Here is a 23,363-nt window from a genome sequence, read left to right on the forward strand (position 1 = left end):
ATGGACCGGCAGAAACTCCCAACCCTCAAGCAGTTACAGTGCTTTCTTGCTGTAGCAGAAGAACTCAATTTTCGCCGCGCTGCGGAAAAAATGAATATGACCCAGCCGCCCCTCACCCGGCAAATTCAATGCCTGGAAGAAACGATCGGCTGTAGCGTATTTTCACGAAGCACTCATGCGGTTCAACTCACTCCTGCCGGAATATTATTAGCCAGTAAAGCTCAGACTCTTATTAGTGAGCTGTCCCAACTGGTGCACAGTTTGCGCAATGGACAACATTCCTTACGCATCGGCATGACGAATATGTTGGATTTTCAGCGCATCAACCGTTTTTCCTCTTCCATAAAACAAATGGAAGAAAACGAACAGGTCGTCATTCACGCTGACGCGTCACGTAAATTACTCATGTCACTAATGAGCGGTGAAATAGATCTGGTCTTTTCCGGTGAAAAAGCGCTAGTCGATTCCTCACTGGTTTATACCAAAATTCACACCGAACCTTTGATGACCGTAATTCCAGAAAGCCATCCGGCAGCCAGCCTGCAAACCGTTGCCATGGAAGATGTTTCCGACATCCCTCTTTTCTGGTTTCCACGCAACTATAATGTGGGCTATTTCGATAAGTGCGACGCTATATTCAAACGCCTGCGCTATGAGCTAAAGAAAATAAAAGAACCCGAAGATCTTCTGATGCTCCTGAACTCGGTGGCTAAAGGTAAAGGGATAGCACTTATGCCGCAATCGATGAGTCATTCAACAATAAACGGTTTATGCTATCGCCCTCTCACTAAAGAATATAATCAAAAATTAAATATCGATGTTTATCTGGTTCATCGTATTAATGAAGACCGAAAACAAGTTGTCGATGCTATTAATCAAATCATAAAATTATCAGATTGAATCTTGCGCTACACTTCCATCTGCCACATCCGAATTCTCTCTAGGTTGGTGCTGAGAGGGTGTCACGGCAACGACCGCAACTGTTGCACTAATCGCAAGCCCCGCCAAAACCATCACCGCATTCAGGTTATAAACGCTAATAACCCATGAACCCATTAAAGACCCACTACCAATTGCCATGTTGAAGATGGAGCAATAAACAGCTGATGCTGGAAATGCATCTTCTGCCGCCAATCGGAGCACCCAAGTTTGAAGACCAACAAACATACCGGATACAGCAATTCCCCAAAGGATGATCAAGCCAGCAATCGCTCCTTCAGACAAAAATTTCGCCGACATGCCAAATATCAGCAAGACTATTGCAGTAACAAGGATTGAAGACAAAACGGTCACTTTCAACCAGCGATCCACTACCACTCCAGTCAAGAAATTTCCGGCAAGACCCGCCAGGCCAAAGATAAACAACAGTACTGGAACCGCGTGTTTAGTCACGCTTTCAGCACCCCGCAACCAAGGTTCAATAAAGGTGAAAGCGGCAAAGTGGGCGGTAATTGCCAGAAGCGCGGCGATATAAACTTTCCACAGAGCCCCGTCTTTCAACACACGTTTGAGGGTACTACGTGCCAGCACACTGTGATTTTTCACTCCAGGTATCAGCAACATAATTCCGAAAAATGCCACCACGCTGAGGAGTGCCATCATCCAGAATGCCATGCGCCAGTCTGTAGATAAGGCAATGTAGTTAGAGACAGGTACACCGAGGATGCTTGCTACGGAAACCCCACCAAAGACAATTGAAGTTGCCAATCCGATATACCGCACTGGCACCAGCGACCCGGCTGTCGCACCAATCATTGCCCAAAATGCGCCATGCCCAAATGCTCCAATAGTTCGTGCGACCAGTAGCAACTGATATTGCTCAAACGTTGCACACATAATATTAGAGACACAAATAATCATCATCAGACCAAGTAGCATCATTTTTCTAGGAATATGCCCCAAGAAAAGAGAAGACAGAAGAGCACTGACGGCCCCAACCCAGGCATAAATCGTTACTAATAATCCGATGGCGGATTCTGAACGATGAAGCCCTTCCGCCATAGGAGTTAATAACCCAATGGGAGCTAACTCTGTCGTGACAATAGCAAATGTTGATAACGAGAGAATTAATAGTGCCAGCCAATTTCTAAGACCCATTCCAGGTTCCTTTTGCTTACTCATAAATAATGTCACCATATAAATTTAATAACCAAAGAAAGTCTCTATTTATACATTAATACCTTTCATACCTTCCTCGGTATAACGAGCACCTTTAACAGAAAATTTATGCCCTGCATTATTAAGATATGAGAGATCACTTTCTTCCAGTTGAATATCCACCGCCGCTGAATTTTCTTTTAAATAAGAGAGCTGCTTTGTTCCAGGAATAGGGACGATATGTGAATCTTGCGCCAATAACCATGCCAGAGAAAGTTGTGCCAGCGAGCAATGGTATTTGTGAGTCAACGGTATCAAAATATCCAACAGACCTGCGTTGTGTGAAATATTTTCTGCCGAAAACCGTGGATTCATTTTTCGGAAATCATGAGGCGAGAATCGGTCGTTGGATAGATACTTACCGCTTAAAAAACCACGCCCCAACGGCGAATAAGGAACAACCCCGATACCCAACGCTTGCGCGGTTGGCAAAATGTCATTTTCAATATCTCGGGTCCAGAAAGAATACTCTGTCTGTAATGCAGTAACAGGATATACGGCATGAGCTTTAATGAGCGTGACTGCGGAAACTTCACACAATCCAACATGTTGGATTTTCCCTTCCTGAACTAATTCTTTCAGGCAAGAAAGGCTTTCTTCGATAGGCGTGTCCAGATTGACGCGGTGTAAATAAAACAAATCAATACTTTCAACCCGAAGGCGCTTCAGAGAGGCTTCACAGCAGCGTCGAATATAATCCACTGAATTATTAATGCTGCGCTCATAACCTATTTCACTGGTACGTTCAATACCGCATTTTGTGGCGATTTTTAAATTATTTCGTTGATAAGAAGAAAGCCCTGAAATAAAACGCCCTAGTAATGCTTCATTATGCCCATTACCGTAAAAATCGGCTGTATCAAAAAAATCAATGCCCATGTCAACGGCATTATTTAATATATCAATGGAGTGTTCATCTTCAGCTTCACCATAAAACTCGCTGAACCCCATAGCACCAAAACCCATACTTGATACAGCTAAATTGTTGCCCAGATTTCTGGATTTCATACTCAATTCTCCACTTTGTGTGCGTTAAAACTAACGCACCGCCATGGAGGAGTTAATTCCAATCTTAGGCATACAAAAAAGGTATCACCAAAATATGACAGCAAAGCGCGGAGGCCAATAATATGGCCTCCGCACGTCACTATTTTTCATACTTTGCTGATGTTTTACTTAGTTGTTTTTCAAAATTTTTTCCTGGTGATGTTTGTTTTCACCCACCATCACCACCAGCAGTAGCACAACAGCCAGCACACTGCCGCCAATCATCACCATAAAGCCACCGTCCCAACCGAAGAAGTCCACGGTGTAGCCAACAATCGCGCTCGCTGCAACCGACCCGCCCAAATAGCCAAACAATCCGGTGAAGCCCGCTGCGGTGCCTGCGGCTTTTTTCGGTGCCAGCTCAAGGGCGTGCAGGCCAATTAACATCACCGGGCCATAAATCAGGAAGCCGATGATGATCATGCAGGCCATATCAACACCTGGATTACCTGGAGGATTGAGCCAGTACACCACCGTGGCGATAGTCACCAGAATCATAAAGAACACACCGGTTGCACCGCGGTTGCCTCTGAAGACTTTGTCCGACATCCAGCCGCAAAGTAGCGTTCCTGGAATCCCTGCATATTCATAAAGGAAGTAGGCCCAGGAGGATTTATCCAGCGCGAAGTGTTTCACTTCTTTCAGATAGGTTGGCGACCAGTCGAGAATGCCGTAACGGAGTAAATAAACGAAAACGTTCGCAATCGCGATGTACCACAGCAGGCGGTTAGGGAAAACGTACTGCATGAAAATCTGTTTGGCAGTCAGTTCTTCTTCCGCGCTTTCGCTGTAGTCGTCCGGATAATCGTTTTTATACTCTTCAATTGGCGGTAATCCGCAAGACTGCGGCGTATCTCGCATTAAAGCAAAAGCAATTAATGCCACCAGAATAGCGGCGAAAGCAGGCATATACAGCGCTGCGTGCCAGTCGTTAAACCACGCCATCCCCAACAAAAACAGCAGCGGAGGTAACCCACCACCGACGTTATGAGCGCAGTTCCAGATGGAAACAATTCCCCCACGTTCTTTCTGGGACCACCAATGCACCATAGTGCGCCCGCACGGAGGCCACCCCATTCCCTGGAACCAACCGCATAAGAACAGCAGTACAAACATCACGGCAATGCTGGATGTCGCCCATGGCACAAAGCCCATAAACAGCATGACGGCGGCGGCAAGAATCAGACCAGCAGGCAAGAAAACGCGCGGATTGGAGCGGTCAGAAACCGACCCCATGATAAATTTTGAGAAACCGTATGCGATGGAGATCCCTGACAGCGCAAAACCCAGGTCGCCACGCGAAAAGCCCTGCTCCACCAAATACGGCATAGCAAGGGTAAAGTTTTTACGCACCAGGTAGTACGCGGCATAACCGAAGAAAATCCCCATGAATATCTGCCAGCGCAGACGACGATAAGTCGGATCGATGTGCTCGCCCTTCAGTCGTGACTGGTGCGGGCTAGGTTTGAAAATGCTTAGCATGAATGCCTCCGTGGCAGATTTTATACCCTAAATAATTCGAGTTGCAGAAAGGCGGCCAGAGAAAGAGTCCCGATGAGCTTACTGAAGTAAGTGATTCGGGCGATTGAACGCAGCCAACGCATATGCAGCTTGAAGTATGAAGGGTATTTTCGTTTTCGAGCGCATGTTAAGGATTATCCCGGTGACTTAGTGTGAAACACCTCGCAACATATTACATTTTTATTACAAATTATCGAAATAGTGCATCACCTCTCATTTTGCTTTCGATTTATGCTCGAATTTGCTCGATATCAAACATTAAAAGAGTTAACTGTGGCTGAATATCACGCAAGAGGATTTTCCAGGAGAAGAGCATGGCGACGGGATGCAAAGAGTGGGATGTGATTATTATTGGTGGAGGTGCAACGGGCGCGGGCATAGCCAGAGATTGCGCTCGGCGTGGCTTACAAACCATGCTGCTGGAAAGACATGATATCGCAACCGGTGCGACAGGCCGTAATCACGGTCTTCTTCATAGCGGCGCACGTTACGCCATGACAGACAGCGAATCAGCCAGAGAATGCATTGAAGAAAACCGCATCCTTAAACGCATTGCTCGCCATTGTATTGAACGCTCAGACGGTTTGTTTATCACCCTTCCTGAAGATGACTTGTCGTTACAAACGACCTTTATTACCGCCTGTCAGAATGCGGGAATCGACGCCGAACGCCTCGAACCTAAAGACGCGTTACGCCTGGAACCTGCTGCAAACCCTGAACTTATTGGTGCCGTACGCGTACCGGATGGCACCGTTGACCCTTTCCGACTGACCGCTGCCAATATGCTGGATGCTCGCGAACACGGAGCCGAAATTTTAACTGGCCAGGAGGTCACCGGCCTCATTCGCCAGGGAGACAGGGTATGCGGGGTGCGCGTTTACAACCACCAAACCCGACAACATCACGATTTATACGCAAGCATGGTCGTGAATGCGGCCGGGATCTGGGGGCAGCACATTGCTGAATATGCTGATTTAAGCATTCGCATGCTCCCGGCAAAAGGTTCGCTGCTGATCCTCGGCCATCGTATTAATAACATGGTGATCAACCGTTGCCGGAAGCCCGCTGATGCCGATATTTTGGTGCCCGGCGATACCATTTCGCTGATTGGCACCACCTCAACGCCTATCGAATATGACCAAATCGACAATATGCGCGTCACGCCGCAAGAGGTCGATATTCTGATACGTGAAGGCTCAAAGCTCTCACCCAAGCTTGCCGCAACCCGCATCTTGCGTGCTTATGCTGGAGTCCGCCCGCTGGTGGCAAGTGATGACGATCCAACTGGGCGAAACGTCAGCCGTGGGATCGTGCTGCTCGATCACGCGAAACGAGATGGGATGGAAGGTTTCATCACCATCACTGGCGGCAAACTGATGACCTATCGCCTGATGGCAGAATGGGCGACAAACGCGGTATGCGAAAAACTCGGTAATAGCAAAATCTGCACTACCGCAACCGCACCTCTTCCGGGTTCAGAAAGTTCATCGGAAGAAACGCTCAGCAAAGTGATTTCGCTGCCGCTAACTATCCGGCGAAGCGCCGTGTGGCGTCACGGCGATCGGGCAGGGAAACTTCTGGCAGGCGACCGCCTGAGTAACAGCCTGGTGTGCGAATGTGAAGCGGTGACAGCGGGCGAAGTTCATTACGCGGTTAATCATCTGTCCGTCAACAATCTTGGCGATTTACGCCGTCGTACTCGTGTGGGCATGGGCACTTGCCAGGGAGAGTTATGCGCCTGCCGTGCGGCGGGGTTATTACAACGCTTTGGCACCTCTTCACCAGCTCAATCACTTGATCAACTCTCTCTTTTCCTCAACGAACGCTGGAAAGGTATTCGCCCCATCGCCTGGGATGATGCGCTGCGGGAAAGCGAATTTACCGCCTGGGTTTACCAGGGATTGTGCGGTCTGAAAAATGGATCGAAAAAGGGAACACCACAATGAGATTCGATAGTCTGATTATTGGCGGTGGTTTAGCCGGGTTGGTATGCGGAATTCGCCTCGCAGAAGAAGGCCTGCGTTGTGCCATCATCAGTCGTGGGCAAAGTGCTTTGCATTTTTCATCCGGCTCGCTGGATTTGCTGGCGGAACTCCCCGACGGTACCCCTGTAACATCCCCTTTAAACGCACTGGAAGCCCTGAATAAACAGGCACCAGAACATCCATACAGTTTGATGGGCGCGGAAAACGTCCGCCGTTTCGCCGCTGAAAGTGAGGCGCTGCTCGCCCGATGCCAGCTCAATCTGCAAGGGTCTTATCAGCAAAACCATCAGCGAATTACCCCGCTGGGAACCCAGCGTGCTACCTGGCTTAGCCCTGAAGAAGTTCCCACCGCAACACTTGGCTGGAAGAGAATTACCGTCGTTGGCATTGCCGGGTTTCTGGATTTCCAGCCGGAACTGGTCGCCGGTTCTCTTGCAGAAAACCATATCGAAGTTCGAACGGCTGAACTCACCCTTCCTGCGCTGGATACGTTGCGAAATAACCCTAGCGAGTTTCGTGCCGCCAATATTGCCCGTGTGCTGGATATACCCGAGCAACAACGCTTGTTGATTGACGAGCTAAAAGCGCTGGCCGTTAACACGGATGGCCTGTTTTTACCTGCGTGCCTTGGGAGCGAAGATCCTCATGCCTGGCAGACAATCAGCCGCCAGTTGCCCTGCCCGCTGCGTTTGTTGCCGACTCTACCGCCATCAGTCCTCGGGATCAGAATGTCTCAACAATTACGCCGCCGCTTCCAGCAACTTGGCGGAATAATGATGCCAGGCGATGCCGTGCTGAGAGCACAAATAGAGCAGCAGAAAGTCACTGCGGTTTTCACGCGCAATCATGCTGAAGTTCCGCTGCAATCAAACAATGTGATTCTTGCCAGCGGCAGTTTTTTCAGCAACGGCCTGGAAGCAAAATTTAGCGGAATACGGGAACCAATTTTCGGTCTGGATATTCGTGCCCCCGAGCAGCGAGACGCGTGGTGCAAAGAAGACTTTTTCTGCCCTCAACCTTATTTAAAGGCAGGCGTTATCGTTGATCAGCATTTCCAGCCACGGCTACAGGGGCGGCGCATCGAAAATCTTTACGCCATGGGTTCAATACTCGCCGGATTCGACCCGATCCAGCAGGGTTGCGGCGCAGGTGTTTCAATGACTGGCGCATTGCATGTCGCGCAACAAATTCTTGATTCTCAGGAGGCAGGCGCATGAATCTGCTCGATGAAACTGGCTTTGAAAACTGTATTAAATGTACCGTGTGCACCACCGTTTGCCCGGTAAGCCGGGTCAATCCCGACTATCCAGGTCCAAAGCAATCTGGCCCTGATGGTGAGCGCCTGCGCCTCAAAGATGCCGCACTTTACGACGACGCGCTTAAATACTGTACCAACTGCAAACGCTGCGAAGTGGCCTGCCCGTCTGACGTCAAAATTGGCGATATCATCCAGCGTGCGAAAGCCCGCCACGGCAAAACACCGTTCAAATTGCGCGATGCCATTCTCAGCCATACCGATTTAATGGGCACGCTCTCTACCCCGTTTGCCCCGCTGGTGAATACCACGACATCTCTCAAACCGGTGAGAAAACTGCTCGATAAAACCCTCGGCATCGACAGCCATCGAGCCTTGCCGAAATACTCATCCGGCACCTTTCGCCAGTGGTATCGCAAGCAGGCAAAGACTCAACAAGACTTTGCTGAACAAGTCGCTTTTTTCCACGGCTGTTATGTCAATTACAACCACTCCCAGCTTGGCAAAGATGTCGTGCGCGTGATGAACGCGATGGGCTTCGGCGTGCAATTGCTGGAGCGCGAGAAATGCTGTGGCGTGCCGTTGATTGCGAACGGTTTTATCGATAAAGCCAAAAAGCAGGCGGCGATTAATGCGGCGTCTTTAAGCAAAGCGGTGCTGGAGCGAGGGCTGCCGGTGATTGCCACCTCATCCACCTGCACATTTACATTGCGCGACGAATACCCGCATGTCCTGGACGTCGATACCCGCCCAATGCGTGATCATATCGAACTGGCAACACGGTTTATCTGGAAACAACTGGAAAAAGGACGCGAGCTAAAACTGAAAGCAATACCGCTGCGTATTGCATACCACACACCTTGTCATATGGAGAAAATGGGCTGGTCGTTATACACACTCGATTTGCTGCGCCGCTTGCCAGGTGTCGAGCTCGTTATACTCGAGTCTCAGTGCTGCGGTATTGCCGGAACCTATGGATTTAAAAAGGAAAACTACTCAACGTCGCAACAAATCGGTGCGCCGTTATTTCAGCAAATCGAAGAAAGTGGGGTCGATTTAGTGGTGACAGATTGTGAAACGTGCAAATGGCAGATTGAGATGTCCACCAGTAAAAAATGCGAGCACCCGATTACGCTGTTAGCGCAGGCGCTCGCATAGTTTTTAAATCTCTATACTCTCTACAACATTCACCCAGCCATGCTCGGCGGCGACATCCCAGCCGTTGAGCCAACGACGTAACATGTTTAATGCCATCATCGCGCAGACTTCCTGACGGGTGCGCAAAGTGTGGCGGGTGACGCTGAATTTCACTTGTAAACCATAAGTGCCGTTTGGTGTATGGAGGGCGAAGTTAAGGCATTCGTCTTCCAGGCTCCCCACCACCAGCGCCAGGGTACTTCCCGCTTGCAGCGCGAAGGTTTTGGCGCGTTCGGTCAGTTGTACCAGCGATTCCGGGCGCGAAGAAAGCACTTCGCTGTTGCCCAACGGTGCCTGGGCACTCGAAAGTTGTAAACATAATAATCCCGCTGTGAATTGCTCACTCACCGCGATATTCAGCGCCTGTGCTCTCAGGCGTTCCGCGAGTTGTGCGGGTAACCCTGCCGTCCCTTCAAAAATGGCACTTTCACCCGCCACACGCTGCACTTGTGGCCAGACGCGCTCCATCGCCTCACGCAGGCTTGCAGGACCGGTTAGCTTCAACTCAATGATGGGCATGGATGAACGGTAGCCCATCACCGCACCTTCAGGCAAAGGCAGTGGTTCGAGGCTTTGCGCTAACTCGCTTTCAGAACGCCCGAAAGTGGTGAGTCGCAGGCACACTGGCGGCTCCGGCAACACAAAACGCTCGCGCAAACGCGGCATGATTTGTTGGTCGACCATCACTTTAAATTCGGAAGGGACGCCTGGGGTGAAAAACATCAGGCAGCGGTTGAGTTGCAGAGCAAATCCGCAGGCGGTACCAACGGGGTTATCGACCATTTCGCTGGTCGCAGGAATCAACGCTTGCTTACGGTTGCTTGGGGCCATTTCACGCCCACGCTCGGCAAAGAATCGCTCCATTTTCTCAAGCCATTCCTGGTGCATCACCAGTTCTACGCCCGCGGCGGTAGCGGCGGCCAGTGCGCTAAGATCATCGCTGGTTGGCCCCAGACCACCATTCACAATCAGAATATCGGCCTGCTCGCTGCGCTCTTTGAGCACCGCGATTAAATCTTCAAGACTGTCGCCCACCGTATTACGGCGCGACATCGGTAAACCCTGGTTAAAAAGGTAATCTGCAAGCCAGGCTGCATTGGTATCAATTATTTGACCATGTAGCACTTCGTCGCCGGTAGACAGCATTTCCACTTTTATCATTTTTTGCTCGTACTCGGAGGGAGGATTACGTTGCACTATAACTTAAGCGGAAGAGATTAAAAGGCCGCAACGAATGCGGCCTGAGGAAATTAAAAACCGGCACTCACACCCACGTATGGACCATCAGCGATCGCATTGTCACGTTCGCCATTTTTATTTTCCATACCGATGTAACGGTAACCCGCTTCAATAGTAATAGGACGAATAATCGTCCAGCGAGCACCCGCGCTGGCTTCCTGGTAGTTTTCTACACCGCTGGAAAGAGAGTCTGGAGAGTAATAGTAATCACCAAACACCGAGAAGCTATCGAAAATCTTCCAGCTCAGACCGCCGCCGACTGCAAGTGCATAACCTTCATCGCCATCATTAGGATTCAGGTAAACCGCACGTCCACCTACCGTTCCCATCAGCGGGCCTAATGGCAGATTCAGGCCTAAACCCAGGCCCGCAGTATCGCCATCATCGTCGTTATGTGCATAGTTACCGTTCATTGTCAGGCCCGGTGTGTCGTTACCAAAACCGACCGCAATATTGGTGTATTTTTCACCCGCCTGGCCACTGATACTAATTGCACTTGCAGATGCAGAAATGAGTGCCAAACCGGCAACGCCAACCTTTAATAATTTGTTCATGCTTTCGATCCTAAGCAAAAAAAGGGATATCCCTGAAAAGAGGCCGATTCTACAGCCACATGTTAGGTAATCAACGGTTAGAAATGCTTTTTGTTATTCGTTTGTAAGAAAATGAAAAAAATTGGCCATGCCGTGACAGGCTAAATGTATGGCAGGGTTACATCCCCGCCTTTTTATACCGCTAACAATTTAATTCTCACCAACAATCCCCCCAAAGCCGAACGCAACAACTCAGGCCGTGTGCGGTGATATCGCGCAATATCATTCACCAGCGCCAGCCCAATCCCTGCCCCACTTTGCTCGGCGCTATTATCTAAGCGATGGAACGGCATCAGCGCGTGACGAATTTGCCCGCTCTCAATACCTGGACCGTTATCTTCAATTTCCAGCTCAATCATTTGAGATTCCCCAGCGGTCACGCGAATGGTGACCATGCCGTTCTCTGGGGTATATTTCAGTGCGTTATCCAACAAGTTGATGCACATTTCCGCCAGCAATAACGGTTCACCCGCAATCCACGCTTCGGGCAACCCTTCATAGCCTAAATCGATATTTTTACTCCGCGCCTGCGCAAGGCTTGAGAAACAGCACGTCTGGGCAATTTTCACCAAATCAACCGGCTCCATGACCTGCCCTTCCGTCTGGTCAAGGCGGCTCAACCGCGAAAGTTGTAATAAACGCTCGGTTAAATGAATGGTGTTATCCAACGTGGATTGCATCGCCACCAGGCTTTCACGCCACTGCATCGGGTCAGAGCTACTCAGCGCGACGGACGCCTGGGTTTTTAGCACTGTGAGCGGCGTGCGCAGTTGATGAGAAGCATCCGCGCTGAAGCGAGATTGCCTGGCGACTAAACCACGCAGCCTGTCGATATACCGGTTAAACGAAACAATCAATAAGCGCGTTTCCGACCAGGGCAGCAAATCGGGCAACGGTGTGAGATCGCCAGGATCGCGGCGCACCATCAACCCCGAAAGCTGGCGCATCGGTTTGAGTACTCGTCTTAACAATAACCAGGCGAGGGTTAACGTCAGCAGCACCAGACCGCCCTGGGTCAGCGTCGCCGAGGCTAACAAACGTACAGCCAGGTAGTGCCGCGATTGCACCGTTTCGGCGACGATAATTTGCGCCATGCCGTTCACCCCACCTTCATTGACGGGCTGGAGCAGGCGCGCCACTCTCAGCGTTTGCCCTCGGTAAGTCGCGTCATAAAACCATGCCAGTGCCGGATAAAGCTCTGTGCCGGGCGTGTTTTTGGGCATATCGGGCAAATCGTCATAACCGGATATCACCTTGCCGTGCGTGTCGGTGACTTTGTAATAAAGCCGGTCGTTCATGTTGCGCTCAAAACTGTCGAGCACCACCCACGGCACCTCCACGACAAGTTTTCCGTCATGCACCACCAATTGTTCGGCAACGGTGCGCGTCGAGGCTAATAAGGTACGATCGTAGGCTTGAGTAGCAGCGTTCATGGCGCTCAGGTAGCCGCTCACCGCAGATAATCCCCACAAAATAAATAACGGCAGCCCGAGAAAAAGCAGCAGTTGCCCGAATAAAGACTGAGGTTTAATGACCCGCATCTCTGCACTCCAGCACGTAGCCCAGCCCGCGTAGCGTGGTGATCTGAACGTTACTGGTGATGAGTTTTTTACGCAGCCGGTGAATATACAGTTCGATACTTTCCGGGCTTGCCTCGTCACTCAAACTAAAAACCTGCTCGAACAGTTGCTGCTTGGGAACCGGGCGCGTACGGCGATACATCAACATCGTCAGAATGGCGTGTTCACGTGGCGTTAAGGCGAGCGGTTTATTTTCCAGTAGAAAATAGCCGTCATCATGAAAAGCGAGTTGCCCTAATTGTTGCTGCTCATGGATTTGCCCTTCGCTGCGCCGCACCAGCGCACGTAATCGTGCATCCAGTTCTTCAAGATCAAAAGGCTTCGGCAAATAATCATCCGCTCCGGTATTCAACCCTTTCACCCGGTCGCTCACGGTGCTGTGCGCCGTCAACAGCAATACGGGCAAGGTCTGCCCGCGTTTACGCAAGCGCTGCAACACTTCAAGGCCATCCATTCGCGGCATGCCGATATCCATCACCGCGACCGCATAACGTTCGTTTTGTAACAGATGGTCGGCAGCCTGGCCGTCAAATACGCAATCCACCGCAAAGCCCGCTTGTATCAAGGCTTTTTCCAGCCAGTGAGCCAGCTCACGGTTATCTTCCGCCAGTAAGAGACGCATATCACATCCTGTAAAGTTTCAACCTGCGTGAAAGGTAAATGAAAGGTTAATGAATTAACAATCACGCAACCGAGCTACTGCAAGGCGGTTCACATAATTTGACGTGAGGATGAAGATAAAAATGAAACGTACTCTACTCTCTGCTTTTACCGCTTCAGCGTTGTTATTAACCGCTTTCAATACACTGGCAGCAGAAGTCCCTTCCCGCACCGAATGTATCGCCCCGGCCAAACCTGGCGGCGGTTTTGATCTGACCTGCAAACTGATTCAGGTCAGCCTGCAAGAAACTGGCGTTATCGAAAAACCGATGCGTGTCACTTACATGCCCGGCGGCGTGGGCGCGGTGGCTTATAACGCAATTGTCGCCCAGCGCCCTGCGGAAGCGGGAACCGTGGTTGCCTTCTCTGGCGGCTCTTTGCTGAACCTTTCACAAGGTAAATTTGGCCGCTATGGCGTGGATGATGTGCGTTGGCTGGCGAGCGTGGGCACTGACTACGGCATGATTGCGGTGCGTGCCGACTCTCCGTGGAAAGATTTGAAATCGCTGCTGGCCGCGATGGAAAAAGATCCGAACAGCGTGGTGATTGGCGCGGGCGCATCCATCGGCAGCCAGGACTGGATGAAGACGGCGTTGCTGGCGCAAAAAGCCCATGTCGACCCACACAAAATGCGTTATGTCGCCTTTGAAGGCGGCGGCGAATCGGTAACCGCACTGATGGGCAACCATGTGCAGGCGGTTTCGGGCGATCTGAGCGAAATGGTGCCGTACCTGAGTGGCGACAAGCTGCGCGTGCTGGCGGTGTTCTCGGACCAACGTTTACCGGGCGAACTGGCAAAAATCCCGACAGCCAAAGAGCAAGGTTTTGACCTGGTGTGGCCAATTATTCGCGGCTTCTATGTTGGCCCTAAAGTCAGCGACGCAGAATACCAATGGTGGGTGGATACCTTCAACACGCTCCAGCAAACCGAAGACTTCAAAAAACAGCGCGATCTGCGAGGCCTGTTCGAGTTCAACATGAGCGGTAAAGAACTGGACGATTACGTGAAGAAACAGGTCACGAGTTATCGTGAGCAAGCCAAAGCCTTCGGCCTGGCTAAGTAACCGGAGGCGATGATGAGCGATCGTATTTTTGCTGGGATCTGGATTGCGCTGTGTGTGGGTGGTCTGTTTATCGGCTGGCAAATTCAGAGCGAATATAGCTACGAACCCGTTGGACCACGTCCGTTCCCGGTGGTGATTATCGGCCTGATGCTGCTGTGTTCGATATTACTGCTGCTGCGCCATCCCGATGTAGTGGAGTGGCCGCATCGCCGGACGCTGCAACGTTTGGTGATTATGGTCATCGCCCTGGCGCTCTACGCCTGGTCGTTTGAATGGCTTGGCTTCCCACTGGCTACGACTCTCCTCACCGCCTGTGTCGGTTTGCTGTTTGGCGCCACCATTCCGGCGGCATTAATTTCCGGCGCGGTGATGGGCGGAGCACTGTTCTGGTCATTTGACCGACTGTTGGATGTGACCCTTCCCCTCGGCGTATGGTTGAGTTAACGGCTTAAACTTAAAGGTGTGGTTATGGATACCTGGTTCTACTTGTCTCAAGGTTTTGCCGTTGCGCTAACGCCGGAAAACCTGATGATTGCCCTGATTGGTTGCTTTGTTGGCACCATTGTTGGGCTGCTGCCTGGCCTCGGCCCAATCAACGGCGTGGCGATTTTGCTGCCGCTGGCTTTCGCCCTGAAATTACCGCCGGAGTCTGCGCTGATCCTGCTGGCAACGGTTTACATCGGCTGCGAATACGGAGGACGCATCTCATCGATACTGCTTAACGTGCCGGGAGATGCGGCGGCGATTATGACCGCACTTGATGGCTACCCCATGGCGAAGGAAGGCCGGGGCGGCGTGGCGCTGTCGATTTCTGCCGTCAGCTCGTTCGTTGGCTCTTTCCTGGCAATCATCGGCATGATCCTTTTTGCACCAGCGCTGGCACAGTGGTCACTGGCATTCGGCCCCGCAGAGTATTTTGCATTGATGGTTTTTGCCATTGCCTGCCTTGGCAGCATGATGGCGCAAAATCCGCTGAAATCGTTCCTTGCAGCATTGATTGGTCTGGGTCTTGCCACCGTCGGAGTGGATGCCAACACCGGGGTATATCGCTTCACATTTGATAGCGTTCACCTCTCCGACGGTGTGCAATTTATTGTCGTGGTTATTGGCCTGTTCTCTGTTTCAGAAATTCTGTTAATGCTGGAAAGCACCAGCAGCGGACAAGTGCTGGTGCGTAAAACCGGGCGCATGATGTTTAACATGAAGGAGGCCGCGCATTGTACCGGAGCCACGCTGCGTTCTTCGGTTATCGGTTTCTTCGTCGGCATTTTGCCGGGCGCAGGTGCCACCATCGCCAGTGCGATTGCCTATATGACGGAGAAGAAATTAAGCGGTAATAGCGACACCTTTGGTAAAGGGGATATTCGTGGCGTGGCAGCACCGGAAGCGGCAAATAATGCCTCGGCGTGTGGGTCATTTATTCCGATGTTAACGCTTGGCGTTCCGGGGTCCGGCACCACGGCGGTGATGATGGGCGCACTCACGCTCTACAACATTACGCCAGGCCCTGCGATGTTTACCGAACAACCGGATATCGTCTGGGGACTCATTGCATCACTGCTGATTGCCAACGTGATGTTGCTGGTGATGAACATTCCGCTGATCGGATTCTTTACCAAGATGTTGAGCATTCCGCTGTGGTTCTTAGTACCGGCTATTGCGGCGGTTTCTGCGGTGGGTGTGTATGCCGTTCACAGCACAACGTTCGATTTGCTGTTGATGGTTGGACTGGGCGTGCTGGGATACATTTTGCGCAAGATGCACTTCCCGATGTCGCCATTAATTCTCGGCTTCGTGTTAGGTGAGATGCTGGAGCAAAACCTACGCCGTGCGCTGTCTATCAGTAACGGAGGATTGAGTATTCTGTGGGAAAGCGGTGTGGCGAAGAGTCTGCTGATTATGGCGATTATTGTGATTGTGGTGCCACCGGTTCTGCGTTTGATTCGCCGCCAACGTAAAGCGGCTGTCGATATCGCGTAAGGTTTAAACGCGCGCCTTACGGCGCGCATTTTGCCAATGAATCGGCAACCCACTGTTTTAACTGGTTTCGTGAAATCTTAATCCCACCCTGCTTGATTTCATCGGGCAGAGGCAACCAGCGTACCGGCTGCTGAAAACGCGCCACTTTTCCCTGGAGCCATTCGTCGAGCTGCGACAAGTCAAAATCGTCATCGGCTTCCACCACGGCAACCGGGCGCTGCCCAAATTCTGCATCATCAATCGGCACCACAAATACCTGTTTCACGGCCGGATGCTGCACAATAATGCTTTCAACTTCTTCAGGCTGTATCCCTTCCCCGCCGCTGAAAAACAGATTGTCGAGGCGGCCAATAATCGTCAGGCGATTTCCGTTAAGCACACCGCGATCGCGTGTGGCAAACCAGCCTTCAGTATTTATCAGCGGCAGCACGCTACCCGCTTTCCAGTAACCCGAAGCCATGCTGTTCGCGCGGATCCACACCTCTTCATCGACGATGGAAACTTCACGTCCCGGTAACGCTGTACCGACATCGGGAAGCCCATCCGCACGTTTTGCGCACACTGTCGAAGCCAGCTCCGTCATGCCGTAACCACACCAGCAGTTGATGCCTTTGGCGATAGCGGCTTGCGTCAGTTCAACGGGAATTGCGGCACCGCCCAGTAACACTTCGCGCAATGCAAGCGACGGCGATTGTTCCAGCAGACGCCAGAGTTGTGTCGGCACCAGCGAAGCGTGAGAGCACCCCTGCAATGCCTCGCTCAATGGGTGTAAATCACACACTTTCATGCCCCCACCCGCCAATAACCAGCGCCACAAAATGCCCTGGCCTGAAACGTGGAACAACGGCAGTGAAAGCAACCAGTTATCATGCGCACCATAGTCCATCACCGCCAACACACCGGCAGCACTGGCAAGATGGGCATCAGCAGTATGAACGACCGCTTTTGGCAAACCCGTCGAACCTGAGGTCAACGTCATCGACGCATAGCGCGACGGCTGCCATTCAACCTGGTAACGTGCACCTTCGTTCATCGTAAGCGGGTTGATGTTAGCCACGCTAAGCGACGAGTCAAAAGCCAGCGCATAGTGAATAGTTAAATCAGGTAGTAATTGTGCTAACAACGACTCGGGTAACTGCGGATTGAGCGGCAACACTCGTGCACCACATTGCAGCAGTGCAAGGAACGAGAAAACCATTTCCGGGCAATTTTTTGCGCGCAGGGCAACACCTTGCCCATCACGCACACCTTGTTGCCGGAAACCGTCAGCCAGTGCATCAACACGCTGGCATAATTCACGCCAGTTCAGGGTTTTACTGCCTAGCGTTAACGCGGTTTCACAACCGCGATGTTGTGCCCAATGTTGCCAGGGAAAGTCCTGGAAAATCATGCTTGATAACTCACAGTACACGCTCAAGGGATTCCAGCGACCAGCAAGGTAACGGGCTGTTTGGCCACTCACGCACCAATTGCGCCTGCATCAATGACAAAGTATCTAAACCGGGAAGCGTTTGTGGTGTTAACCACGCGGCAATCCTCGCCAGTTGTGTCAAGCCAAGGCTTGATTCGATGGAGGAGCTAATGACTGCAGTCAATCCTGACGCATGAGCTAACTCGACTTGTTGGCGGACTTTTTCCAGACTGCCCGTCAGCGTTGGCTTGATAACCAGCGCCGTCACACCGGGCTCGGCGGCAAACTCAAAGCCTGGTTCACGCAAACTCTCATCCCACGCAATGGCAATCCCCGTTTCACGAGCAAATTCACGAGATTGTTCGCGGGTTTTGCACGGTTCTTCGATAAACGCGATACGCGGGCGGTAATCTGGATTGACATATTTAGCGAACTGCTGGGCTTTGAGCGGCGTCCATCCACGGTTTGCATCAAGACGCAAACGTAAATCTGGGATAGCCTCCAGCAACAAATTCACCACCATTCCGTCGCGCACGGCTTCGTACAACCCCACTTTCACCTTCGCGATTTTCTCGCTAGGGATGGCTTCGAGCATGGCAAACAGCTCGTCGGGGTCACCGGTACACAAAGGTGCTGCGCGGTAATCTGCCGCTTGTGGTAATTCACCGCTGATTTCAGCCAGCGCGCAACTGAGGCCAAATGCCACCGAGGGCATGTCAGGCAAATCGCCGCCATCACCCGCTTGCCAATCTTGCAGCCAGCGCAGTGCCTCAGTCTGGGCATCATCGACAGTTTCAGCACTAAAACCCGGCAATGGCGAAATTTCGCCAAAGCCTTGTTTGTCGCCGTCCGTCAGGCGCACCAGTAGCCCATCGCGTGTTTTCAGGCGCTGATTGCGCAGCACCACACCCGCATCCATCGGCACCTGAAAGCGCCAGAGTTCGACCTGACGCATTACGGATTCCGTTTGAATTTGCTGAAGTCCGGCTGGCGTTTTTCATTGAACGCGTTGCGGCCTTCCTGACCTTCTTCGGTCATGTAGAACAGCATGGTGGCGTTACCCGCCAGTTCTTGCAGACCCGCCTGACCGTCACAATCAGCATTCAGCGCGGCTTTCAGGCAACGCAGCGCCATTGGGCTGTTTTGTAGCATTTCACGACACCAGCGCACGGTCTCTTTTTCCAGATCGGCGTTCGGTACCACGGTGTTCACCAGGCCCATATCCAACGCTTCTTTCGCATCGTACTGACGGCACAGGAACCAGATTTCACGCGCTTTTTTCTGGCCGACAATACGCGCCATGTATGATGCACCCCAGCCGCCGTCGAACGAACCGACTTTAGGCCCAGTCTGGCCGAAGACGGCGTTTTCCGCAGCGATAGTCAGGTCGCACATCATATGCAAAACGTGACCTCCACCGATGGAGAACCCAGCAACCATCGCAACAACCGGTTTTGGACTGGTGCGGATCTGGCGCTGGAAATCCAGCACGTTCAGGTGATGGGTGCCGCTGGCATCCTGGTAGCCGCCGTAATCGCCACGCACTTTTTGGTCACCGCCTGCGCAGAAGGCTTTTTCGCCTTCGCCAGTCAGGATGATGGTGCCTATATTGTCGTCATAGCGGGCATCAGACAGCGCGTTAATCATCTCTTTCACGGTCAGCGGGCGGAATGCGTTGCGAACTTCAGGGCGATTGATGGTGATTTTAGCGATGCCATCGGCAGATTTGTGATAACGGATATCAGTGTAACCTTCCGAGCAATCCTGCCATTCAATCGGGGCATAGAGCATTTGTTCATCCGGGTAAATCATGGTGTTTCCTCGCCAGGTTTTTGCAATAAATTGAGCAGACAAGCGCTAAAAGCGATGGGGTTCTCCCGATGCGCGTTGTGGCCTGCGGAAGTAATCAGATGCGGTGTCAGTGCCAGGCTATTTGCCACGGCGCGGAATTTTTCATCCCGTTCACCGCAAAGATAGTAAAAAGGTTGGGGTATTTGCTGAAGCGACGCCCGTAAATCAGGTTGGTTGCCCAGCGACGTGGCCTCAAGCATTGCCGCAAGGCTTGCGGCATTATTCTGACTGCGCAAGGCAATAAGCGCCGCGCGTTGTGGTTCGTTAAGCGACTGAAATACCGGCTGTTGATACCAGTCGTGGAGCACATTTTCTAGCGCTTCGTTACGTAAACGCTGCGCCCAAAGATGGTCACTGGCCTGTCTTTCACGACGGGCGCTTTCATCCGCAAGACCAGGATGGCTTCCCTCGACAACCAGGCCGCACAAACCGGGGTTTTCCCCCTGACAAGCATGGTACATCGCGACGCGCCCGCCAAGGGAATAGCCGATTAACACGTATTTTAGAATGTTGTAACTAAGCAGCGTTTTTCGCAGAAGTTGATCGACCTGTTGAAAGTCGTTCACCGTAATATCGGCTGATTTTCCATGGCCGGGCAAATCTATACGCAGTTGTGGCCAGTCGAGAAAATGCTCGCTCACCGCATCCCACTCACGCAGGCTTCCTAAGAAACCATGCAGCCAGACAAGACACGGTAAACGGGCATCACGCCCTTCGCGATAAACCGCATGCAGGATCATGCCTGGCTAACCTGCGCCAGTAAATTCTGTAAAGTTTGCGCGCCATCGGTTTCAGCTACGGTCGCTTCGATGATGGTGGTTTGCGGACGCAGCCAGGCGTTGTTAATCGCATCCTGCAATTCATCCCAGCTTGTCGGGTTGTGGTAACGAAGGTTAAACATCGCCGCGGCGTGAGCAAAATTGACGTTTTGCGGCATGCAATAAAAACGTTCGCGTTCTTCGGCCGGGGTGGGTAGTAACGAGAAAATCTGTCCACCATTATTATTCACGATCAGCAAAACCAACGGTGCTGAAACCTGGCGTAATAGCGCTAGCGAATTGAGATCGTACAACGCCGAAAGATCCCCCACGATCGCAAGCGTCGAGCGCGCTGTCGCACGTTGCACACCCGCAGCAGTCGAGAGTAATCCGTCAATCCCGCTTGCGCCACGGTTGCTGTAAACCGGATAACCCGCAGGCAGTTGAGCAAAGGAGTCCACGAGCCGAACAATCAGGCTGTTGCCGACAAACAGCTGCCCACCTTCTGGCAATAATTCAGGTAAGCGAGCGGCTATTTGCGCTTCGCCAAACTCAACAGTGCCCTTCTTCACCGCCTGCTGCGCGATTTTTGCCAGGGTCGTTAATTTCTCATCCCATGCGACGCGTTTTTCTGCCGGATGAAGTTCCAGCCATTGAATAATGTCGCAGGCTAAACGGCGACCACGGTGATTCGCAGGGTCAAGCCGATTAGGTAAATTATCCACCAGCCAGTACTCTTCTGGCTCACACGCAGATTGCCACTGCAAAACGCGTTTTCCTGTCAGGCTGCTGCCAAACTGGATAATGATTTGTGCCTCGGCAAGTTCAGTGACGGCCTGGCTGTTGCTCAGCCATAAATCCGCACAGGGCAACGGCTGTCCGGTTTGCGATAACACATCACCAATCAGCGGCCAACCCAATGTTTTCGCCCATGATGCAACCTGTTTTCCCTCATCGGCATTTAAACGCCCGGCGACAACTACGCCGCGTTTTTGCCGCCAGAAGAACCAGTCGCGTTGTTTTATCACTTCCTGAGCACTGCCCATTCGCAACCAGGGTTTATCACTTTGCCACCAGTCGCCAAGCGCCTGTTGCCAACTCATGCCCGTTTCATCTTGCTCACCGTATAGCGGTTCGGCAAAGGGGCAGTTGATATGAACGGCGCCACCCATGAGTTGGCCAAGCGCGTTATCAATGGTCGAAACCAGCCAGCGCGCAGGAATGTCCTGCGTTGGTCGCGGCAAATTAATCGATTGAGTCGGATGGGAACTGAAAATTCCAGGCTGGCGAATTGCCTGATTGGCACCGCAATCAATAAGCTCAGGTGGACGGTCGGCGGTCAATACCACCAGCTTTTCGCCCGTTAAACCGGCCTCAATAATCGCAGGATAGAGATTGGCGACGGCCGTCCCGGATGTCACGATGATCGCAACCGGAGCCTGGCTGGCTTTTGCCAGGCCAAGTGCAAGATGACCTAAACCACGTTCGTCAAAATGCGTATGACAGATGAAAGCCCGATTTTCGGCCGCACCAAGGGTAAGCGGAGTAGAACGCGAACCAGGCGCCACGCACACATGGCGGACACCGTGACGGGTAAGCGCTTCAAGAATTACCGTAGCCCAACGGCGGTTAAACGAGCTTATCGACATGATTAAGTCCTGAGTCAATTTTGCTGACTCATTATAATTATTACTGGAATGAATATTTTGATATGGGTCGGTAATACCATTTAGAACGTTGTTTTCGTCAACAACGTCCGCAACCCCGCGGCTTTATTTTCAATTTCTTGCCATTCTTCTGCCGCGTCAGACCCCGCAACAATGCCGGCTCCGGCATACAGACGAACAATATTGTTGGAGACTTTTGCCGAGCGTAACGCGACGCAAAACTCAGACTGGCGTTGTGACAAATATCCTGCTGATCCCGCGTACCACTCCCGCTCGAAAGGTTCGTTTTTGGCGATAAATTCCCGCGCCACTTCTCGCGGTAAGCCTGCCACGGCCGCCGTGGGCTGTAACATCGCAAGGCACGCGGCGTCGTCAGGTTGTGCGAGTTCGGTCCAAATGCAACGGCGTAAATGCTGTACTTTCCGCAAGCGCACGACTTGTGGTGGCAGTACGTCTATCGCCCCGACCGTTTTATGTAAACGTTGGCAGATGTCTTCAACCACCAGCATATTTTCACGTTGGTTTTTATCATCTTTTAGCAGCCACTGCGCCAGCATCCAGGCGCGGTGATCGTCAGGGTGATTCGCCACGGTTCCGGCTAATGCCTCAGTGCGCAATGCGGTATCGATGCGCCGCCACAAGCGTTCTGGGCTTGAACCGAGGAACGCATTACTGGAATCAAACACGATTAAAAAATGATAACAATTCAGATTCACCCGACGGCTAGCCGCCATAAAACCAGCCGCAGAAACCGCAGCAGTAAATTGCAGATCGGTGGCCCTCGCGAGGACCACTTTGTCGAGTTCGTGTTGTTCAATCGCAGTTATGGCGCTGCCAATAAGCGTCAGCCATTCAGGCTGCGTGGGAATATGTTGTTCACCCACGCAATTCAGGTGCTGTTGCGGTAGTTGTTTGGCAGGCAGGAGTTGCTCAAGGAAGGCTTGTGCTGCACGCGCGTCATCCTTTAAGGATGTTTCGCTGTAAAGATGCAGATGAAGCTGTGCATCTCCCCCGGTCCGCCGCCATTCAAGCCTTGGGATAAATAAAAAACTGCGGTTGGGGTCGAATGCATTGACGCCAGTGATACGAACCGCTGGCTGGTCGGCATAATCATCAAGAAATGATCTCGCCGATTCTAAGGTATTGAACTGACGCACCAGGCCAAGTGCGGCGATTTCGTCATCACCATTGCGCTGTTGCCAGTAAAATTGAGGATAAAGACGCTGGGTGGTCAACCACGCAAGAGCATCTGAGGCATCACTCAGAGTTACGGCAAACGATATTTGCTGTAACCCCGGCGCGTCCGCAAATTCTGCGTTCAATGCAAGCTGTAACTGTTGCAGCGCGACAGAAACTGAATTCACGTTTACCTCACCTTCCCTGAAAACCCCTGATTAT

The 23,363-nt window shown here is 51.8% G+C and carries 20 protein-coding genes; 7 read left to right on the forward strand and 13 right to left on the reverse strand.

Annotation, left to right across the window (positions count from 1 at the left end; translation table 11 throughout):
- Positions 1–900 (forward strand): LysR family transcriptional regulator, encoded by a 900-nt coding sequence (locus OH773_RS15365; protein ID WP_270139698.1) that lies wholly within the window; start codon positions 1–3, stop codon positions 898–900.
- Here OH773_RS15365 and OH773_RS15370 read toward each other — a convergent pair.
- The 3 genes from OH773_RS15370 to glpT form a co-directional block, all read right to left on the reverse strand.
- A complete protein-coding gene (locus OH773_RS15370; RefSeq protein WP_270139700.1) occupies positions 892–2,121 on the reverse strand; it encodes an MFS transporter in 1,230 nt (409 codons plus the stop codon). The two genes, OH773_RS15365 and OH773_RS15370, sit on opposite strands and share 9 nt — an antisense overlap.
- Before the next feature lie 45 nt (positions 2,122–2,166).
- Positions 2,167–3,165, reverse strand: a complete 999-nt coding sequence (locus OH773_RS15375) for an aldo/keto reductase (protein ID WP_270139702.1) — start codon at positions 3,163–3,165, stop codon at positions 2,167–2,169.
- 168 nt (positions 3,166–3,333) lie between these two features.
- Complete coding sequence (glpT, locus tag OH773_RS15380) at positions 3,334–4,686, reverse strand: glycerol-3-phosphate transporter (protein ID WP_270139704.1); 1,353 nt, start codon at positions 4,684–4,686, stop codon at positions 3,334–3,336.
- A 353-nt stretch (positions 4,687–5,039) separates the two neighbouring features.
- Between glpT and glpA the strand changes: the two genes are divergently transcribed.
- Genes glpA through glpC form a run of 3 tightly spaced genes read left to right on the forward strand, consistent with a single transcriptional unit; the run spans position 5,040 to position 9,123 of the window.
- Positions 5,040–6,671: an anaerobic glycerol-3-phosphate dehydrogenase subunit A gene (glpA, locus tag OH773_RS15385; protein WP_270139706.1), complete on the forward strand. Its 1,632-nt coding sequence runs from the start codon at positions 5,040–5,042 to the stop codon at positions 6,669–6,671.
- Entirely contained in the window at positions 6,668–7,927 is a 1,260-nt protein-coding gene (gene glpB / locus OH773_RS15390) for a glycerol-3-phosphate dehydrogenase subunit GlpB (RefSeq protein WP_270139708.1), read from the forward strand. Before glpA ends, glpB begins: the two co-directional genes overlap by 4 nt.
- The gene (gene glpC, locus OH773_RS15395) at positions 7,924–9,123 is read left to right on the forward strand and encodes an anaerobic glycerol-3-phosphate dehydrogenase subunit GlpC (protein WP_270139710.1); all 1,200 of its coding nucleotides are present in this window, start codon (positions 7,924–7,926) and stop codon (positions 9,121–9,123) included. The genes glpB and glpC overlap by 4 nt, the downstream gene beginning before the upstream one ends.
- A 3-nt stretch (positions 9,124–9,126) precedes the next feature.
- Here the strand turns inward: glpC and OH773_RS15400 are convergent, their stop codons facing one another.
- From OH773_RS15400 to tctD, 4 genes are all read right to left on the reverse strand, one after another.
- The gene (locus OH773_RS15400; RefSeq protein WP_270139713.1) at positions 9,127–10,323 is read right to left on the reverse strand and encodes a nicotinamide mononucleotide deamidase-related protein YfaY; all 1,197 of its coding nucleotides are present in this window, start codon (positions 10,321–10,323) and stop codon (positions 9,127–9,129) included.
- Between the two features lie 89 nt (positions 10,324–10,412).
- The gene (locus OH773_RS15405; RefSeq protein WP_270139715.1) at positions 10,413–10,955 is read right to left on the reverse strand and encodes a YfaZ family outer membrane protein; all 543 of its coding nucleotides are present in this window, start codon (positions 10,953–10,955) and stop codon (positions 10,413–10,415) included.
- Between the two features lie 173 nt (positions 10,956–11,128).
- The gene (locus OH773_RS15410; RefSeq protein WP_270139717.1) at positions 11,129–12,535 is read right to left on the reverse strand and encodes a sensor histidine kinase; all 1,407 of its coding nucleotides are present in this window, start codon (positions 12,533–12,535) and stop codon (positions 11,129–11,131) included.
- Positions 12,522–13,196, reverse strand: coding sequence for a transcriptional regulator TctD (gene tctD / locus OH773_RS15415; RefSeq protein WP_183271089.1), 675 nt, complete (start codon positions 13,194–13,196; stop codon positions 12,522–12,524). Before tctD ends, OH773_RS15410 begins: the two co-directional genes overlap by 14 nt.
- A 121-nt stretch (positions 13,197–13,317) precedes the next feature.
- Here tctD and OH773_RS15420 point away from each other — a divergent pair, with 121 nt between their 5' ends.
- From OH773_RS15420 to OH773_RS15430, 3 genes are read left to right on the forward strand one after another with little or no spacing between them, the layout of a single operon-like run.
- A complete protein-coding gene (locus tag OH773_RS15420) occupies positions 13,318–14,298 on the forward strand; it encodes a Bug family tripartite tricarboxylate transporter substrate binding protein (RefSeq protein WP_270139719.1) in 981 nt (326 codons plus the stop codon).
- 12 nt (positions 14,299–14,310) lie between these two features.
- Entirely contained in the window at positions 14,311–14,742 is a 432-nt protein-coding gene (locus OH773_RS15425) for a tripartite tricarboxylate transporter TctB family protein (RefSeq protein WP_270139721.1), read from the forward strand.
- Positions 14,743–14,766: 24 nt separating this feature from the next.
- Positions 14,767–16,278, forward strand: coding sequence for a tripartite tricarboxylate transporter permease (locus OH773_RS15430; protein WP_270139723.1), 1,512 nt, complete (start codon positions 14,767–14,769; stop codon positions 16,276–16,278).
- Between the two features lie 16 nt (positions 16,279–16,294).
- On the opposite strand, the gene menE is transcribed toward OH773_RS15430, so the two are convergent.
- The 6 genes from menE to menF form a co-directional block, all read right to left on the reverse strand.
- A complete protein-coding gene (gene menE, locus OH773_RS15435; RefSeq protein WP_270145892.1) occupies positions 16,295–17,668 on the reverse strand; it encodes an o-succinylbenzoate--CoA ligase in 1,374 nt (457 codons plus the stop codon).
- Between the two features lie 10 nt (positions 17,669–17,678).
- The gene (gene menC / locus OH773_RS15440) at positions 17,679–18,644 is read right to left on the reverse strand and encodes an o-succinylbenzoate synthase (protein WP_270139725.1); all 966 of its coding nucleotides are present in this window, start codon (positions 18,642–18,644) and stop codon (positions 17,679–17,681) included.
- Complete coding sequence (gene menB, locus OH773_RS15445; RefSeq protein WP_270139727.1) at positions 18,644–19,501, reverse strand: 1,4-dihydroxy-2-naphthoyl-CoA synthase; 858 nt, start codon at positions 19,499–19,501, stop codon at positions 18,644–18,646. The genes menC and menB overlap by 1 nt, the downstream gene beginning before the upstream one ends.
- The gene (menH, locus tag OH773_RS15450; RefSeq protein ID WP_270139734.1) at positions 19,498–20,280 is read right to left on the reverse strand and encodes a 2-succinyl-6-hydroxy-2,4-cyclohexadiene-1-carboxylate synthase; all 783 of its coding nucleotides are present in this window, start codon (positions 20,278–20,280) and stop codon (positions 19,498–19,500) included. The genes menB and menH overlap by 4 nt, the downstream gene beginning before the upstream one ends.
- Positions 20,277–21,947, reverse strand: a complete 1,671-nt coding sequence (gene menD / locus OH773_RS15455) for a 2-succinyl-5-enolpyruvyl-6-hydroxy-3-cyclohexene-1-carboxylic-acid synthase (protein WP_270139736.1) — start codon at positions 21,945–21,947, stop codon at positions 20,277–20,279. Before menD ends, menH begins: the two co-directional genes overlap by 4 nt.
- Before the next feature lie 80 nt (positions 21,948–22,027).
- Positions 22,028–23,329, reverse strand: a complete 1,302-nt coding sequence (menF, locus tag OH773_RS15460) for an isochorismate synthase MenF (protein WP_442865613.1) — start codon at positions 23,327–23,329, stop codon at positions 22,028–22,030.
- Between the last annotated feature and the right edge of the window lie 34 nt (positions 23,330–23,363).

Source organism: Buttiauxella sp. WJP83, from assembly GCF_027594725.1.
Classification (GTDB): domain Bacteria; phylum Pseudomonadota; class Gammaproteobacteria; order Enterobacterales; family Enterobacteriaceae; genus Buttiauxella; species Buttiauxella selenatireducens.